16 protein-coding genes are annotated in these 16858 nt (G+C 71.7%); 10 read left to right on the top strand and 6 right to left on the bottom strand.

All coding sequences use genetic code 11. The features are described from left to right. Positions 1 to 7 precede the first annotated feature (7 nt). Positions 8 to 424, top strand: coding sequence for an Lrp/AsnC family transcriptional regulator (locus AB0M82_RS15805; RefSeq protein WP_364722040.1), 417 nt, complete (start codon positions 8 to 10; stop codon positions 422 to 424). A gap of 143 nt (positions 425 to 567) precedes the next feature. Here the strand turns inward: AB0M82_RS15805 and AB0M82_RS15800 are convergent, their stop codons facing one another. Beyond that, positions 568 to 996: a GNAT family N-acetyltransferase gene (locus AB0M82_RS15800; protein WP_364721978.1), complete on the bottom strand. Its 429-nt coding sequence runs from the start codon at positions 994 to 996 to the stop codon at positions 568 to 570. A 300-nt stretch (positions 997 to 1296) separates the two neighbouring features. Here AB0M82_RS15800 and AB0M82_RS15795 point away from each other — a divergent pair, with 300 nt between their 5' ends. The 8 genes from AB0M82_RS15795 to AB0M82_RS15760 all read left to right on the top strand — a co-directional run bounded on the left by AB0M82_RS15795 (position 1297) and on the right by AB0M82_RS15760 (position 10515). Further along, a complete protein-coding gene (locus tag AB0M82_RS15795; protein WP_364722039.1) occupies positions 1297 to 3885 on the top strand; it encodes an exo 1,3/1,4-beta-D-glucan glucohydrolase in 2589 nt (862 codons plus the stop codon). A gap of 64 nt (positions 3886 to 3949) precedes the next feature. Then, positions 3950 to 5593 (top strand): DUF885 domain-containing protein, encoded by a 1644-nt coding sequence (locus tag AB0M82_RS15790; protein ID WP_364721976.1) that lies wholly within the window; start codon positions 3950 to 3952, stop codon positions 5591 to 5593. A gap of 225 nt (positions 5594 to 5818) precedes the next feature. Continuing rightward, entirely contained in the window at positions 5819 to 6151 is a 333-nt protein-coding gene (locus AB0M82_RS15785; protein WP_364721974.1) for a hypothetical protein, read from the top strand. Positions 6152 to 6205: 54 nt separating this feature from the next. Next, positions 6206 to 6430, top strand: a complete 225-nt coding sequence (locus AB0M82_RS15780) for a hypothetical protein (protein WP_364721972.1) — start codon at positions 6206 to 6208, stop codon at positions 6428 to 6430. Between the two features lie 65 nt (positions 6431 to 6495). Beyond that, complete coding sequence (locus AB0M82_RS15775; RefSeq protein WP_364721971.1) at positions 6496 to 6768, top strand: helix-turn-helix transcriptional regulator; 273 nt, start codon at positions 6496 to 6498, stop codon at positions 6766 to 6768. A 96-nt stretch (positions 6769 to 6864) separates the two neighbouring features. Beyond that, positions 6865 to 7893 (top strand): hypothetical protein, encoded by a 1029-nt coding sequence (locus tag AB0M82_RS15770; RefSeq protein ID WP_364721969.1) that lies wholly within the window; start codon positions 6865 to 6867, stop codon positions 7891 to 7893. A gap of 134 nt (positions 7894 to 8027) precedes the next feature. After that, positions 8028 to 8723, top strand: coding sequence for a response regulator transcription factor (locus AB0M82_RS15765; RefSeq protein WP_364721967.1), 696 nt, complete (start codon positions 8028 to 8030; stop codon positions 8721 to 8723). Beyond that, entirely contained in the window at positions 8713 to 10515 is a 1803-nt protein-coding gene (locus AB0M82_RS15760; RefSeq protein ID WP_364721965.1) for a HAMP domain-containing sensor histidine kinase, read from the top strand. The genes AB0M82_RS15765 and AB0M82_RS15760 overlap by 11 nt, the downstream gene beginning before the upstream one ends. Here AB0M82_RS15760 and AB0M82_RS15755 read toward each other — a convergent pair. From AB0M82_RS15755 to AB0M82_RS15735, 5 genes are all read right to left on the bottom strand, one after another. Then, on the bottom strand, positions 10512 to 11663 hold the full coding sequence (locus AB0M82_RS15755) for a 4-hydroxybenzoate 3-monooxygenase (protein WP_364721964.1): 1152 nt from the start codon (positions 11661 to 11663) through the stop codon (positions 10512 to 10514). The genes AB0M82_RS15760 and AB0M82_RS15755 overlap by 4 nt on opposite strands. Before the next feature lie 65 nt (positions 11664 to 11728). Next, positions 11729 to 12490, bottom strand: a complete 762-nt coding sequence (locus tag AB0M82_RS15750; RefSeq protein ID WP_364721962.1) for an IclR family transcriptional regulator — start codon at positions 12488 to 12490, stop codon at positions 11729 to 11731. Positions 12491 to 12565: 75 nt separating this feature from the next. After that, positions 12566 to 13120 carry an AAA family ATPase gene (locus AB0M82_RS15745; protein ID WP_364721960.1) on the bottom strand — a complete coding sequence of 185 codons (555 nt, stop codon included), beginning with the start codon at positions 13118 to 13120 and terminating at the stop codon, positions 12566 to 12568. 162 nt (positions 13121 to 13282) lie between these two features. After that, entirely contained in the window at positions 13283 to 15016 is a 1734-nt protein-coding gene (locus tag AB0M82_RS15740) for a serine/threonine-protein kinase (protein ID WP_364721958.1), read from the bottom strand. Continuing rightward, positions 15013 to 15705, bottom strand: a complete 693-nt coding sequence (locus AB0M82_RS15735) for a hypothetical protein (RefSeq protein ID WP_364721956.1) — start codon at positions 15703 to 15705, stop codon at positions 15013 to 15015. The genes AB0M82_RS15740 and AB0M82_RS15735 overlap by 4 nt, the downstream gene beginning before the upstream one ends. Between AB0M82_RS15735 and AB0M82_RS15730 the strand changes: the two genes are divergently transcribed. Next, complete coding sequence (locus tag AB0M82_RS15730; RefSeq protein WP_364721954.1) at positions 15671 to 16834, top strand: hypothetical protein; 1164 nt, start codon at positions 15671 to 15673, stop codon at positions 16832 to 16834. The two genes, AB0M82_RS15735 and AB0M82_RS15730, sit on opposite strands and share 35 nt — an antisense overlap. Positions 16835 to 16858 lie beyond the last annotated feature (24 nt).

Here is a 16858-nt window from a genome sequence, read left to right as displayed (position 1 = left end):
CCGGGCGATGCTGGCGGAGCTGGCCACGGACGGCCGCTTGGCGGTCCGCGCACTGGCGGAGCGCCTGCACATCTCGCGCACGAACGCGTACGCGCGCCTGGAGCGGCTCATGGCGGAGGGGGTCATCACGGGCTTCGGCGCCCGCATCGATCCGCGCCGGGCGGGGCTGGGCACGAGCGCGTACATCATGGTGACGGTGGAGCAGACCTCCTGGCGCACGATGGCGACGGACCTCCACGAGATCCCGTACGTCGACCACGTCGCGCTGGTGGGCGGCGACTTCGACATCCTGCTGCTGGTCCGGACACCCGACAACACGACACTGAGAGACGTGGTCCTGGAGCGGCTGCAGGCCCTGGAAGGCGTCCGGTCGACGCGGACGTGGTTGATCTTCGAGGAACTACCGGGCTCGGTCCTGGGCTGAAGGCCGTGTCGCCCCGCCAATCACGCGAGATGCCCCGCCAATCACGCGAGTTCCGCCTTCAATCACGCGAGTTCCGGCTTTGATCACGCGAGTTTCGGATCAGGTCACGCGAGTTCCGGCACCTGGAGGGTCGGCTCGGGTGATCAGGGAGCCGGCTCGGGTTGGCCGAAGGTCCACGCCAGCACAGTCTGCCCCTTCTCGGCCGTCCCACCTGCCCGGCGGTACGTGGCCTCGGCCGCGGCGTTGTCCCCCTCCGTCACCACCCACATGCCGTAGCAGCCGCGCTCCCGGGCCAGGTCCGCCAGCGCCGTCACCAGGGCCCGGCCGATCCCGCGGCCCTGGAACGGCTCGTCGACCCCCAGCTCGTACAGGAACATCTCCGTGCCCTTGTCCGGGTGCGTCATCTCCACCCCCGTCACCATGCCCGCCGGCTCCTCGTCGACGTACGCGATCAGCAGGTGGTGCCCTTCGGAGGCGAGGAAGCGCTCGGTGAACGAAGGACGGGGCGGGTCGTCGAAGAGGTGGCCGGCCGCGAGGACCGGGTCCGGCGAGCCGATGCGGCGGATGTCCATGGGGCAAGACCCTTGCCTGCGCGCACCTCGACCGCAAGGCAGAGAGGCACCCGGGCAGCATCCTTGCCCGCAGGTGCTCTTGACCTTGAACCTCGGCAGGAGTACGCCGTGGCCGCTGACCGGCTGACTCTTAGTTTATGGCGAGAATTAACCGGCCGTGCAAATAATCGAAACTCTTGACGCCCCCTCGTCGCCCGGTGAGGATCAGCCGGTCCGCCGTTCATCGCAGAATGGACCAGACCCATGCCCAGAAGATCCCGCGCGTGGTCGCGTGCGCGCCGAAGTTCGCTCGTCACGCTGATGAGCCTGAGCCTGCTCGGCGGAATCGCCCAGGCGACACCGGCGCAGGCCGCGGCGCAACAGCCCGTGATCGGCCGGCCCGCCCTCGACAAGGACGGCTGCGCCAAGATCGAGAAGAGCCTGCCGACCCTCGCGGACTGGCCGAAGGTCGACAGCCGGCTCAAGGGGAAGGCCGGCGACGAACAGCGGATCGCCGAGATCCTCAAGACCATGACGCTCGAGGAAAAAGTCGGGCAGATGACGCAGCCCGAGATCGGCGCCATCACCCCCGACGAGGTCCGCCAGTACGCCATCGGCTCCGTCCTCAACGGCGGTGGCTCGTGGCCGGGCGCGAAGAAGCACGCCACCCAGCAGGACTGGCTGGCCCTCGCCGACTCCTACTGGAACGCGTCGAAGACCAGCCGCACCAAGATTCCCGTCATCTGGGGCATCGACGCCGTCCACGGCAACAACAACGTCTACGGCGCCACCGTCTTCCCGCACAACATCGGGCTCGGCGCCGCGCACGACCCGTGCCTGGTCCGCGACGTCGCCGGCGCGACCGCCCGGCAGATCCGCGCCACCGGCCAGGACTGGGCGTTCTCCCCGACGCTCGCCGTCGTCCAGGACGACCGCTGGGGCCGCACCTACGAGGGCTTCTCCGAGGACCCGCGCATCACCCGCGCCTACGGCTTCGAGGCCATCAACGGCCTCCAGGACGGTGCCACCAAACGCATCGGCTACAACGGCGTGATCGCCACCGCCAAGCACTTCATCGGCGACGGCGGCACGATCAACGGCCAGGACCAGGGCGTCAACCCCGCGTCCGAAGCGGAGATGATCAACATCCACGGCCAGGGCTACTACGGCGCGCTCGCCGCCGGCTCGCAGACCGTGATGGTGTCGTTCAACAGCTGGACCAACGCCGACCTCGGCATCAACGAGGGCAAGCTGCACGGCAGCGACAAGGCGCTGAACCAGATCCTCAAGGGCAAGATCGGCTTCGACGGCCTGGTCGTGTCCGACTGGAACGGCATCGGGCAGGTCACCGGCTGCACCAACTCGTCCTGCCCGCAGGCGATCAACGCCGGCATCGACATCGTGATGGTGCCGAACGACTGGAAGGCGTTCATCACCAACACGGTCGCGCAGGTCAACAGCGGCCAGATCCCGATGGCGCGCATCGACGACGCCGTCACCCGCATCCTGCGCGTCAAGCTGCGGGACGGCCTGTTCGAGTCGCAGAAGCCGTCCGACCGCTCCTACGCCAACTCGGACGAGGCGCTGAAGGACAACTGGCTGGCCCGTGACGCGGTCCGCGAGTCGCAGACGCTGCTGAAGAACAACGGCAACGTGCTGCCGCTCAAGCCGGCTTCGAAGGTGCTGGTCGTCGGCAAGAGCGCCGACAACATCCAGAACCAGACCGGCGGCTGGACGCTGAGCTGGCAGGGCACCGGCAACACCAACGCCGACTTCCCGAACGCCACCTCGATCCTCGCCGGCATCAAGCAGAACCTGGGCGACGTCAACGTCACGTTCGACGCCGCGGGCAACGTGGACCCGAAGGGCTACGACGCCGTCATCGCCGTGATCGGCGAGACCCCGTACGCCGAGGGCGTCGGCGACCTGACCCGCAAGTCCCTCGAGGCCGCGAAGCTCTACCCCGAGGACCTGGCCGTGCTGGACAAGGTCAGCGGCAAGGGCACCCCGGTCGTCACCGTGTACGTCGGCGGCCGCCCGCTGTACATGAACAAGGAGATCAACCGCTCCGACGCGTTCGTGGCGGCCTGGCTGCCCGGCACCGAGGGCGGCGGCGTCGCGGACATGCTGGTCAAGGGCAAGGACGGCACCGGCTACCAGGGCACGCTGTCCTACTCGTGGCCGAAGAGCGCGTGCCAGACGCCGCTCAACCCGTGGTCGGCGGGCTACGACCCGCTGTTCAAGCTCGGCTACGGCCTCAAGTCCGGGCAGCGCGCCACGGTCGGGCCGCTGGACGAGACGGCCGGGCCGGCGTCCTGCACCGCGACCGGCGGCGGCGGGACCGCGACCGAGGAACTGTCGATCTTCGACCGCACCGACGTCCCGCCGTACACCAGCCAGATCGGCTCGGCGGAGAACTGGAGCGGCACCGTGATCGGCCCGGACGGCACGGCGGCGCACAGCGAGATCAACGTCGTCCCGGCGGACGTCAACGTGCAGGCCGACGGGCTGAAGGCGACCTGGACCGGCGCCGGCGCCGCCCAGCTGTACATGCAGAACACGGCGGGCACGAACGACCTGCGCGGCTACCTCAACGCCGACGCGGCGCTGGAGTTCGACACCATCGTGCACCAGGCGCCGGCCAACCGGGCGGTGCTCAGCGTGCACTGCGTCTACCCGTGCTTCTCCGAGGTGAACGCGACCAAGCTGTTCACCGACCTGGCTGGCGGCGCGAAGACGGCGGTGAAGATCCCGGTGTCCTGCTTCGACAACGGGCTGGACTTCGAGCACATCAACACGCCGTTCCTCGTCTACACCGACGGCACGTTCTCGGCCTCGTTCGCGAACGTGCGGTGGGTGCCGAAGGGGGCGAAGGATCCCGACGCGAGACCCTGTTCAAGCTTGACCTGAGCGCCGGCCGGGCCGGGAGCGAAATCCGCTCCCGGCCCGGTCCGTTTTCCGCCACGATGGCGAAATGACCACCGACTCCGCGACCGCGCTCGCCGACGAACTGCTGGACGTGCTGGCATCTTGGATGCCGCTCGAAGCGAGCTTCGTCGGCATCCCCGGCCACGACGCCGAGCTGACCGATCCCAGCGAGGCCGGCCACGAGCGGCTGCGCGCCAGGGCCGCCGATGTCCTCGCGCGGGCGCAGGCCTCGGCGGACCCCGACCGGGTGACGCTCGGCGTCGTCGTCCAGCAGGCGGAAGCCGTGCTCGCGCGGCTCGACGCGAACGACGTCGAGTTCACCCTCGCCGACCCGATGTTCGCCGTCGGGATGGCGCACCTGGCCTTCCTGCCGCAGCTCACGCCGTCCGGCGAGCAGGCCGAGGAGGACTTCCTGAGCCGGCTGGCCGCGTTCCCGGCGTTCTACGACGCTCTGGCACAGCGCCAGCGTGACGGCCTTCGCGCGGGGCGGACGCCGGTGGACCGGATGGCGCGCAACGCGGTCGCGTTCCTGGACCGGTTCCTGGCGCAGGACACGCCGTTCCCCCAGCCGTTGACCGGAGACCGCGACGCGCGCCGGGACCGGCTGGTGGCCGAAGTGGTCCGGCCCGCGCTGACGCGCTACCGCGAGTTCGTCGCGACCGAGCTGGCCGGAAACGGCCGTCCCGACCACGAGCCGGGACTCTGCTGGCTCGAAGACGGCGAAGCGCACTACGCGGCCTTGGCACGCATGCACACGACCACCGGCCACACCCCTGAGGAAATCCACCAGCTGGGCCTCGACGTCCTCGCCGGGCTCGAGGCCGAGTACGCCGAGATCGGCGGCCGCGTGTTCGGGCTGACCGACCCCGCCGAGGTGCGCCGCCGGCTGCGCAGCGACGAAAGCCTCCGCTGGCGCGACGCCGAGGAGATGCTCGAAACCGCGCGCGCCGCCGTCGCCCGGGCAACCGCCGCCGCACCCGGCTGGTTCCCCCGGGTGCCGGAAGCCGAGTGCGTCGTCCGGGCGGTGCCGGAGGCCGAAGCACCGGTCGCCGCGGCGGCGTACTACGTGCCGCCCGCGCTCGACGGTTCCCGGCCGGGCGTCTACTTCACCAACACCCACGAGGTGCGCACGCGCGACCGGTTCATCGCGGAGACCGTGGCGTTCCACGAAGCCGTGCCGGGCCACCACTTCGCGGATTCGCTGGCGCAGGAACTGACCGGGCTGCCGCGGCTGCGGCGGATCGCGATGATCACCGCCTACGGCGAGGGCTGGGCGCTCTACACCGAACGGCTCGCCGACGAGATGGGCCTGTTCTCCGACGACGTGATGCGGCTCGGCATGGTGGCCGAGGACTCGGTCCGCGCCGCGCGGCTGGTGGTCGACACCGGCCTGCACGCGCTGCGCTGGACGCGCGAGCAGTGCGTCGAGTTCCTGCGCGCGCACACCGTGCTCAGCGAGGTCGAGGTGCAGTCCGAGACGGACCGGTACATCGAATGCCCCGGCCAGGCGCTGGCCTACATGACCGGGCGCCTGGAGATCGTGCGCCTGCGCCGGTTCGCCGAGGAAGCGCTCGGGGAGTCCTTCTCCCTGAAGGACTTCCACGGCGTCGTGCTCGGCGGCGGCCAGCTGCCGCTGAAGGTGCTGGAAGAGGTCGTGCGGGACTGGGTCGCTCAGTGCTGCATGCCGTAGGACTTCTGGCACGGGTAGCCGTCACCGGTGGCCGACCAGGCCGCGGGGTAGCCGTTCTGCGCCACGCCGCGGGCGTGATGGTGATCCACGGCTGGGCGTCGATCCAGATCGGCTGGGCGTACCAGGGGCTCGACGCGGCGACGCCCTTCGGGGCGACGATCACGGTCTGCGGAGCGGGCACGACAACGGTCTGCGGTAGCGGGGCGGTGACCGTCGGGGGGACCGGTGCGGTCACGGTCGCCGTGGAAGCCGGGCCTGGCTGCTGCCGGGGATCGTGCGCGGCAACCCACACGCGGCCAAGGCGAGCACGGCGCCGAGTGCGGCGGTGGCGCGAAAGAAACGCATGGGCAGGCTCTTTTCTACGCCAGGACGCGCTGCGGCGGGTGGCCCGAGGACGAAGCCGCGGCGCTCGGGCTGGACGGCGTGAAGATCACCGTCGAGCTCGAGGGCGACGAACCCGTGGCCGTCGTGCACGCGACGCAGACACCGGACCTGTCGTCCACTTTGGACGGCTACGCATTCCGCTGGCGCCACACCGGGCGATCACGCGATTCGTAGCCCCGCCCCCTTTCCCCGCACTGGTATTCTGGGAACGCGGAGAGGGTGGTTCGTGTGTCCCGAAAGAAAGCGTTCTTCGTGCTCGCCGTGGTCGCGGGGCTCGCGGCCGCCGGGCTGAGCGCTGCCGCGGCCCGGCAACCCGGGACGGCGCCCGGTCCCGAAACCGCCGTGGAGCACCGCAACATTCAGGACCCGGCCGAAGTCGACCGCCACTGGACGCCCGATCGCATCCGGCAGGCCGACGAGAACATGCGCCACCAGAGCGGTCCGGCGGACTAGGCGTATCTGCACCCCGGCCCCCGGCCTCCTCTCGGTGCGGGAATCCGGCCCCCGGGGGGGATGCGATGAACGGCGACGACTTCTCGATACTCGAACACCGGCGCAACCAGGTCTTCGAACATCTCGAGCGGCTCAGCGGGCGGGAGCGCGAAATCCTCGTCCTCCTCGGCCACGGCCTGTCCAATCGCGGCATCGCCCGCCGGCTGGACATCAGCGAGCGCACCGTGAAGTTCCACGTCAGCAACGTCCTGATCAAGCTGCGCGTCGAGTCGCGGCTGCAGGCGGGCTCGGTCGCCAGCCTGCTCATCTCCCGGCCGGACCACCCCGGCCTCGGCTGAACGGTGCAACTCCAAGGTCCAGTGTCGCCACCGCCCGCGCGGCGGGAGGCTGGCTGCCGGGCGGGATCGCCGCCCCGGGGAATCTGGAGGTACCAAGTGAGAAGTACCCGATGGGCAGGGGGAGCCACCGCCTTGGTGGTGCTCGGGGGAATGCTGGTCCACGGCACGGCACAGGCCGCGACGACGGCCGATGCGGTGCCGGGCAAGGCGTCCGCCGCGGTCGTCCACCAGTCGGCCGCACCCGAGCAGGACGTCCTGAGCCACTGGACGGCCGAGCGGATGCGGACCGCCAAGCCGGCCGACGTGCCGAAGGAACAGCACGGGGCCGAACCGCAGTCCCACGTCCTGCCCGCGAAGTCCGCGCCGGGGTCGACGAGCCCGGCGGGCGGGAAGCAGGGCGCGGCCACGCTCGCCGCGCTCAGCCAGTCGCAGGTCTGGACCGCCCACGGCCAGATGCCCGCCACGACCGTCGGCAAGCTGTATTTCGACGAGCCCGACGGTGGCCACCAGTGCACCGCGAGCGTGATCAACTCGGCCAACCGCAGCATGATCTGGACCGCGGGGCATTGCGTGACCGACGGCGCGAAGCACTGGTACAGCAACTTCGTCTTCGTCCCGGACTACGCCGGTTCCGGTGAGCCGCTGGGCCGCTGGACCTGGAAGTCGGTGTCGGCGCCGAACGGCTACTTCGACGGCAAGGACAGCGACTACGACCTCGCGGCCATCACGCTGTGGCCCCGCAACGGCGTGAACGTCGCCAACGTGACCGGTTGGCAGGGCTACAAGTTCGGCTCCGGCTACGACTGGAACGTCTACGAGTTCGGCTACCCGTTCGACACGCACCCGGCCCGGACCGGCATCACCGGGCAGCAGCTGCGCTACTGCACCGGGACGACGTGGCGCCCGGGGATCTGGCCGTTCCAGCCCGCCCAGGAGGCCATCCACTGCGACCAGGGCCACGGCGCCAGCGGCGGTCCCTGGCTCGACGACCTGCAGCTCGCACGCGGCTGGGGCTATCTCGTCGGCAACGTGAGCTACCACCCCGACGACAACTCCGACGAGGAACGCAGCCCGCACTTCGGGGACGCGGCGATCAACGTCTACAACGCTCAGCAAGCCGCCTGACCCGCGCCACGTCGTGAGTGGGAAACAGAGTTGGAGCTCTGTTTCCCACTCACGACCGCGTCCGATGACCCCGAGGTGTGAAGATCCGGTCAGGATGCGGCGGGAATCGCGTCAGGACGCCTACTGTCGACGCCGTGTGCGCACGTGTACTGGTCGCCGAAGACGACGAGAAGCAGGCCGAGGTCCTCCGGCTCTACCTCGAAAGCGAAGGCCACACCGTGGTGCTGGCCCCCGACGGCCGGGCGGCCCTGGACGAGGCCCGCCGCGACCGGCCCGACCTGCTGGTGCTGGACGTGATGATGCCGAAGGTCGACGGCCTCGACGTCTGCCGGATCCTGCGCGGCGAGTCCGACGTCGCGGTGCTGATGCTCACCGCGCGCGCCACCGAGGACGACCTGCTGCTCGGCCTCGACCTCGGCGCCGACGACTACCTGACCAAGCCGTACAGCCCGCGCGAGCTGATGGCCCGGGTCCGCACGCTGCTGCGCCGGACGGCGGCCCGGCGCGAGCCGCCCGACACGGCGTTGCGGGCGGGCGGGCTGCGGGTCGACCCGGTGCGGCACGAGGTGTCGGTCGACGGCCGCCCGGTCGAGACGACCCCGGGCGAGTTCCAGCTCCTCGCGACGCTCATCCGGCAGCCGGGCCGGGTGTTCACCCGGCGGCAGCTGCTGGAGCTGACCCGCGGCGACGACCGGTTCGTCAGCACCCGGATCATCGACGTCCACGTCCTCAACCTGCGCAAGAAGATCGAGCCGGACCCGCAGCACCCGACGTACCTGCGGACCGTGTTCGGCGTCGGGTACAAGCTGATGGCGGAAAATGACTCGTAGCTTCCCCGGGCGGCACTTCCCTCGACGACGCAGCCTGGTCGTCCGGCTCACCGCCGTCTCCCTGCTCATCGCGCTGGGCTCGATCGCGGCGACCGCGTGGCTCGCCGTGCAGACCACCACGCGCGCGATCCAGCAGGAGCAGGGCCAGGCGCTCTCCGGCGACGCGACGATCTACACCGAGCTGATCGGCTTCGCGGCGGTCAACCACACCTGGGACCAGGTCGGCCCGCGGCTGCGGGAACTCTCGGCCGGAACCGGCCGCCGGATCGTGGTGACCACCCTCGACCGGCGGGTCCTCGGCGACTCCGGCGGCGCGCCGGTCACCCTGCCGGTGAAGGCGACCGCGTCGGTCGACCCGCTGCACGTCGACCCGGTGCTGCTGCCGGAGGCCGGGACCAGCGGCATCGACCCGCGCGCGACGGGCCCGTTCCGGCTGCCGCCGAAGGAGCGCGCCGACCTCGACGGGCTGGCCGGGAAGGCGGCCGCCTGCCTCACCTCGATGGGCTTTCCCAGCCAGCCGCGGGGCACCGCGAGCGGGCGGCCGCAGCTCACCGGGCTCGACCCGTACGCGATCCGCTACTTCGCGGCCAAGTGCGGGATCTACGAGCTCGCGGCGCCGACGCCGACCGAGGAGGCGGCACTGCTCAGCCTCAACGAGGCCGTGAACCGCTGCCTGGACAACGAGGGCGCGAAGCAGGTGGAGCTGGACCTCGACTTCCGTGCGCTCGGCGTCACCGGGCAGGGGCCGGCCCAGAGCTGTGTCGACTCGGCCCGGCGCGAGCAGCTCACGCCGTACGTCGCGCCGCCGGTGTTGCTCTTCACGCTGGGGCCGGGCGGGTCGCCGCTGCCGACGTTCACGCTGTCCCGGGAGAACCTGACCCGGATCCTCGCGGTGACCGGCGGCGTGCTGGTGCTCGCCGCGGCGCTCACCCTGCTGGTCGCGACCCGGCTCTCCCGCCCGCTGCGGGCGCTGACCGAGGCGGCGAAGCAGGACCGCCCGGCGCCGGTGAAGTCCCGCGACGAGGTCGGGTACCTCGCCGCCGCCTTCAACGACCTCACCGCGCGGCGGGAGCGCATCGAGGAGCAGCGCAAGGCGATGGTCAGCGACATCGCCCACGAGCTGCGCAACCCGCTCAACGTCATCCGCGGCCGATTGGAGGCCGCCGAGGACGGGCACCTGCCGTTCGACGGGGCCCTGAGCGCGTCGCTGCTCGAGGAAACCGTGCTGCTGCAACATATCGTCGACGACCTGCAGGACCTCGCCGCGGCCGACGCCGGCCGGTTGCGGCTGCATCCGGAGCCGGTCGACGCCGCCGAGCTGGCCGGGCACGTCGCCGCCGCGCACGCCGACCGGGCCGCCGCGGGCGGCGTCGCGCTGAGCGTCGACGCCGACGGCGACACCGGCCTCACCGCCGACCCGGTCCGCCTGCGCCAGGTCGTCGGGAACCTCGTGACGAACGCGATCCGGCACACGCCGTCCGGTGGCCGGGTGGCGATCCGGGTTTCGTCCACTGTGGACTGCGTGACGCTCGCCGTCGCGGACACCGGCACCGGGATCGCCGCCGAGGACCTGCCGCACGTGTTCGACCGGTTCTGGCGGGCCGAGAAGTCCCGCAGCCGCCAGACCGGCGGCAGCGGGCTCGGCCTCGCCATCGTGCGGCACCTCGCCCAGGCCCACGGCGGCACGGTGACCGCGGAGTCGAAAACCGGCACCGTGGACAGCGGGTCGACGTTCACCGTCCGGTTGCCGAAGCCGGATCTCCGTGGCGAGGGCGCCGGCGCCGACTCCTAGAGCGGGAGGCCCGCGTAGTTTTCCGCCAGTTCGGTCGCCGCGGCTTTCGACGTCACCGTTCGGCGGAGCTGGGAGAGCTGGAGCTGGGCGTCGAAGTCGTCGCCGTGGCGGTGCAGCATCGACGTCATCCACCACGAGAAGTGCGTGCACCGCCAGACCCGGCGCAACGCCGTCTCCGAATACGCTGAAACCAGCTCGTCGTTTCCGCGGAACGAAGCAGTCAACGCGGTGGCCAGCAGCGCGACGTCGGCCACCGCCAGGTTCAGCCCCTTCGCCCCCGTCGGCGGCACGATGTGGGCGGCATCCCCGGCCAGGTAGAGGTTTCCGTGCCGCATCGGCGTCGTGACGAAGCTGCGCATCGGCAGCACGCTCTTCTCCGTGATCGGGCCCGTCTCCAGCGTCCAGCCGGCGACGCCCAGCCGGGCGGACAGCGCCGTCCAGATCCGGTCGTCGCTCCACTCCGCGATGTTCTCGTCCGGCGCCACCTGCAGGTAGAACCGGCTCACCCGCGGCGACCGCATGCTGTGCATCGCGAACCCGTCCGGGTGCCAGGCGTAGATCAGCTCGTCCGTCGACGGCGCGACGTCGGCCAGCACGCCCAGCCACGCGAACGGATACGTCCGCTCCCAGACCTGAAGGTCCGGAATGGCCGCCCGGCTCGGCCCGTGAAAACCGTCGCAGCCGACGACGACGTCCGCGTCGACCCGCCGCGCCGCCCCGGAAGAGTCCACAAAGGTCACGTACGGCCGATCGGTGACGTCGTGCAGGGTGACGTCGGCCGCCGAGTAGTACGCCGGGCGGCCCGCCTTTTCCCGCGCCGCCATCAGGTCCTTGGTGACCTCGGTCTGCCCGTAGACCGTCACCGACCGGCCGATCAGGCCGGCGAAGTCCACGTGGTGCCGGTTCTCCGGCCACTGCAGGTGGATCCCCCGGTGTTCCATGCCCTCGACGTCGAGCCGGGCGCCGACGCCGACGTCCCGCAGCAGCTCGACCGTGCCCGCCTCGAGGATGCCCGCGCGGATGCGGGCCTGGACGTACTCCGCGGTCTGCCGTTCGAGCAGCACCGAGTCGATGCCTTCGAGGCCGAGCAGGTGGGACAGCAGCAGCCCGGCCGGGCCGGCGCCGATGATGACGACCTGGGTGCGCACGGGAACGTCCTTTCACACGGAGAGCCCGAGCATGGGACGCACCCGGCGCCCACACCACGCCATTCTCATTCAGTGAGAGAGAGATTCCCCATCGCCCGCGAGATGCCGCGCGCCGCGGCCCGCAGCGCCGGGATCTGCGTCCGCGCGGTCCGGTCGTTGGGCACGATCACCGACAGCGCCGCGACGACCTCGCCGCCCGGCCCCCGCAGCGGGACGGCGATCCCCGTCGTCTCCTCGTCGATGAAGCCCACGCAGAACGCGTAGCCGTCCCGCCGGACGTCGGCGAGGAACCGGCGCAGCCGCGCGGGTTCGGTCAAGGTGGTGCGCCGGAAGGCGCCCAGCGGACCGGCCAAGACCCGTTCCTGCAGTTCGGCCGGCGCGTGGGCGAGCAGCACCAGCCCCGACGACGACGCGTGCAGCGGCAGCCGCCCGGCCACGCGCGTCACGTTGACGACCGCGCCGGGCGCCGAGAGCCGCTCGACGAACAGCACTTCGCGGTCCTCCAGCACCGCGAGCTGGGTGTGGTGCCCGACGACGGCGTGCAGGTCCTCCATGAACGGCATCGCCGCTTCCCGCAACCCGAGCGTCGGCGAGGCGCGGGAGGCCAGCTCCCACAGCCGGACGCCCACCCGGACCCGGCGGTCGGGATCGCGCCGCAGCCAGCCGTGCCCGACCAGCGCCTCGACCAGCCGGGACGCGGTCGCGACGGGCAGCCCGCTGCGCCGCGCGATGTCGGTGACGCGCAGCGCCGGGGTGTCGGGTCCGAACGTCTCGAAGATGCGGACGACGCGCGAGAGCACAGGCTCGCCTTGTGCAGGTTTTCCCACGTCAGGCAGTGTGCCCCACCGAACCGGCCGGGCATACCACCGCGCTCACGGCAGGGCGTTCGCCGACCGGCTCGGTCAGCGCCCCGCCAGCGCCTTGGCGACCACCCGGGTACGCCCGGCCCGGGCCCGGTTGATCACCTGGACGCTCCGCCAGCCCGGCGGAATCTGCTCGGCCAGCAGTTCCGTTCGCCACTTGCCCGCCCGCCGGACGTGCCGGGCGAACGACCGCGGCCGCACTATCCGGCCGCGGCTGCGCTGCCCGGCCAGGGCCTGCTCGGCGGTGACGTCGAGGAACAACAGCCGCACCGGGCGGCTCGTCGCCGCGCCGACCAGGGCCAGCAGCGCCCGGGTCGACGCCCGCGTCGACGGCTCGTGGACCACGATCGGCCCGTCGGCCGCGAGCGCCCGCCCGACGACCCGCAGCCGGTGCCACACGTGGACCACCGGCCGGTAGCACCGGTACGGCACCGCGGGGACCACCGCACCCAGCCGGTCGCGGACCTGGTCGGAGTCCAGCACCGGCAGCCCGGTGGCGGCGTGGCGGAGCATGGTCGTCTTGCCCGCACCGGGCAGGCCCGCCACGACGAGCATGTCGCGTGGCCCGAGTTCGATGACGGTGGGCTCACTCATGCCCCGTCAACGCCCCGCCGAAGGTAATGGTTCCTTTACCATCGGGTCACCCGCCGGGGGACGCGGTTCTCACGGTCCGGGAATTCTGTCTCGGTTGGACACTCACGGGCGCGGGCGGCCGGGTCGGGGTCACCCTGTCCGGCCAGGTGTCCCTGGCAGAAGTCAGGTGGCGGCCGACGGCCGGACAAGCCTCGCGGTGGACCGGCGCCGCGCCGCCGCGACGACGAGCCCGGCCGCGACCGCGCCCGCCACCGCGCACCCGGCGCCGAACCCCGGCGACGGCTCGTGCACGCGCAGCACCGACACGCACAGCCAGACCGCGGCGCCGAACAGGACGCCCAGCACCGGCCCGCCGACCGCCGCACCCCGCCAGCGGTGGCCGTTGCGGATGGTCCGCAGCCCGGACTCGAGGTAGGCGAGCGCGAACAGCGCCAGGATGAGGCTGCCCGCGCCCATCGCGCTCGCCAGCGGATGCTGGCTGGTGCGCAGCGTGAACGTCTGCGTGACCGCCCCGGTCCGCACGGTCGCGGTGACCGCGCCGCCGACGATCCACCGCGCGAGGCCCGGCATCGTGAGCTGGGCCGTGAAGCCGTTGCCGTCGGGGTTCGCCTGGGCCTCGGCTGAGCCGAGCGGGATCCCGGCCGCGGACAGGTCCAGCGCGACCCCGCCGGGATTGCCGGGGCCGGTCAGCGTCAGCGGTTTGCTGAGGTCCACCTCGACCGGCGCCGAGACGGCCAGCCCGCCGAGGTTCAGCGTCGAGGACGCCGGGTGCGGCAGCCGCTCGGGGGTGAGCAGCGCGAGCACGACCAGCGCGAGCGCGGCGATGGCCGCGCCGATCCGGAGCCACCAGACCGACGACGGCGTCCGGGGCCCGCCCGCCGGATCCGGTGCCGGTCCCGGCGGGCCGCTCGTCGCGGCCAGCGTCGGCTCCGGCGTCGCCGGGCGCCGGACCGGGCGGGTCCGGGCGTCGATCGGCGGCGACGGCGCGGTCGCCGAGTTGAGCCCGGCGATCACCCGGGGCGTCAGGTGCAGCACCGGCACGCCGGAGCGCTCGAGCCAGCCGGGGCCGTACGCGGCGGTGGCGGCCGCGGCCAGGTCGGCGGCGAACGATTCGGCCTCGCGGTAGCGCGCCTCGAGCTCACGCGCGAGGCTGCGCATGATCACCCCGGCGATCGGCGCCGGCACGCCGGGGATCGGCTTCGGATCGGTGAACATGTGCTGGCGCATCATGCTGATCGCGCCGCGGGTGTTGTCGAACGGCAGCTGCCCGGACAGCAGCTCGTAGAGCACGGTGCCCGCCGCGTAGACGTCGGCCGCCGGGCTCAGCGCGTTGCCCATCGCCTGCTCGGGCGCGATGTAGGCCGGGGTGCCGAGGATCTCGCCGCCGTGCGTGACGAGCGTGGCGCCTTCGCTGATCACCCGCGCGATCCCGAAGTCTGCCACCTTCATCACCCCCCGCGTGCTGAACAGCAGGTTCCGCGGCTTGACGTCGAGGTGCAGCACGCCGGCCCGGTGCGCCGCGTGCAGCCCGGCGAGCGTCGCCAGCCCGATCGCGCACGCCTGCTCGCCGCTGACGCCGCCGCCGTGGAACCGGCTGTGCACGGTGCCGCCGTCGAGCCGTTCCATCACCAGCAGGTGCTCGCGGCCGGTGCGGACGTAGTCGTACACCGGCACGATGTGCGGGTGGTCCAGGCTGGCCAGCACCCGGGCCTCGCGGTCGAACAGCTCGCTGCTCGCGGTGTGGTTGAGCACGTCCCACGGCAGCTGCTTGATCGCGACGCTGCGACCCAGCGTCCGGTGCGTGCCGGCGAACACGACGCCCATGCCGCCTTCGCCGATCTCGGCCCCGATGTCGTACTGCGGCAGGGCGGCGACCAGCTCGGCCGGTGCGCTCATCGGGGGAATTCCCGTGTGGACGGGACCGGGAGCCGGACGGTGGAGCCGTCCTCGGCGGGCGTGGCGGGTGGCGCCGGGTGCGGGGTCAGGTAGCCGAGCAGGAACGCGATCGCCGCGGCGCCGAGCACCACCGGGATTTCGATCGCCGGCTCCGGCGGGACCAGCCGCAGCACCGACAGGCTGATCACCGCGACCAAGCCGGTGCCGAACCCGGCGGGCAGGAAGCGCAGGCCGCGGCGCCAGCGATTGGGCGCCAGCCGGTGCCGGGCCAGCGCGAGCAGCGCGGTCAGCCAGGCGAGGACCGTGAGCACGAGCATCGCCAGGCCGAAGACGCCGTACACCGACCAGAAGGAGCCGCGGACGTCGGCGACCGTCGTCGCCTCGCCGAGCGTGGCGCGCTGGGCGTCGAGCAGCTCGACCGACGACGGCAGCAGCCCGGTCGCCTGCCCGGCCAGGTCGCCGAGATCGAGGACGAACGTCCGGGTGACGGTGCCCCGGGCCGGCACCTCGAACGGCGCCGTCGTGTCGTAGGCGAAGAAGGTGAGCGCGAGGGCGACGCCGGAGAGCCGCACGCTGCGGACCTTCACCGGCGCGGTGCCCGGGTTGGTGGCCACGACCAGCAGCTCGACCTGGTTCGCCGGGTCGATCGGGACCGTGGCGCCGTCGATCGGGCGCTGGTCGATCGACACCTGCAGGCCGAGCGAACCGGACTGTGTCGTTGAAGAGAGCGTCGTTGAAGAGAGCGCCGTTGCCGAGAGCGCTGTTGACGAGAGCGCCGACGCGGGTGGTGCGCCGAGCAGCACCGCGCACAAGCCCAACGCAACCCCCGCCGCGATGACACGTCCCATTGGGCATCCCCTACTTGCGTTATCCGACTGGTCCGGAATGCTACAGCGAGCACACACCGGGGAGGACGTCCCAATGCGATTCGTCGTTCGGTTGTTTTTCGGCGCCGTGGCCGGAACGTTGCTGCTGCTCGCGTTCGCGGGTAACGCCAACGCACAATCACCTTACACATCTGTAGTTGGTTTGAAACCGTCGAGCGGAGTCGCCGGGAGTTCCTTCACTATTTCCTGGAATTTCTACCCCTGCAAAGGCAACGTGATTTTCACGATGACCGGGACGCAGATCGGCTCCGCGGCCGCTTCTCCGCAGGTGCTGAGTGGCACGGTGAACGCGACCGTGCCGAGCGGCCTCAAACCAGGCGGCTACGCGGTCACCGGAAGCTGCACGAACGCACGAACCGGGGGCCCGCTCACCGGAAGCGCCACCTTCACCGTGACCGGCACACCGACCACCACGCCCCCGCGACCCGTGCCGACCACCCCGCCCCCACCGGCCACGACCACGCGCCCGACGAGGCCCGGCACCACCACGACCCCGCCGAGCACCACGACCACCCCGCCGCCGACCACGACCACGCCGCCGACGTCCACCCAGCCGGCCACGCCCGGCACGCCGACGACCACGACCACCGAGCCGAAGCCCGGCGAGCTGGTGCTCGACCGGCCGAGCATCCAGCCCGGCGACACGCTGTCGGCGTCGGGCAAGGGCTGCCTGCCGAGCCGGACGGTGACGCTGATGTCCGAAGGCGCCGAGGTCGGCACCGCCTACACCGACAGCACCGGCGCGTTCACCGCGCCGGTCGAATTCACCCGCATCGAGGCGGGACGGCACACCGTCGTCGCCGAATGCGGAGTGCGACTCACCGGCGCCGTCGACCAGATCGTCACCCGATCTTCCGGCGGACAAACCGGCACCTTGGTCATTCTCGTTTTCTTCGTGCTCGCCGGAATCACGGTGATCCGGTTCCGCTGACACCGCGGAAATGGTTTTGGCCGG

It is taken from the genome of Amycolatopsis sp. NPDC051128 (assembly GCF_040682715.1).
Taxonomy (GTDB): domain Bacteria; phylum Actinomycetota; class Actinomycetes; order Mycobacteriales; family Pseudonocardiaceae; genus Amycolatopsis.
This window is presented reverse-complemented; position numbering and strand designations above follow the sequence as displayed.